This window comes from Microbacterium sp. ER1 (assembly GCF_023383675.1).
Classification (GTDB): Bacteria; Actinomycetota; Actinomycetes; order Actinomycetales; family Microbacteriaceae; genus Microbacterium.
Map to the genome: position 1 here is coordinate 1 of NZ_QCXO01000065.1, position 257 is coordinate 257.

Sequence of the window (257 nt, forward strand, 5' to 3'; positions counted from 1 at the left end):
CCCTGATCCTGTCGACGGGCGGGTTCCTGCTGGTTGCCGGTGACGGCGCGGCGGCCCGGACCTTGGCGTCGGCACTGGTCACGACGGGACCATTCCTGCTGGGCATGCTCGTGCTGGCGGCCGCCGAGGTGCGGGTGCGGCGCCACCACACCACTCCCGCGCCGGCCGGGCCCGGACTGGGGGCCGCGTCCCGGTGGCGCCGGGTCCTGCTGGCGCTGGCCGCCGTCGTGGCCGTGCCGGCGCGGGAGTGGTGTGGT

General features: G+C 77.4%; 1 protein-coding gene. It reads left to right on the top strand.

The window, feature by feature from the left end:
• A partial coding sequence (locus tag BV453_RS01775; protein ID WP_249520730.1) for a hypothetical protein occupies positions 1–257 on the top strand: 257 nt, incomplete at both ends.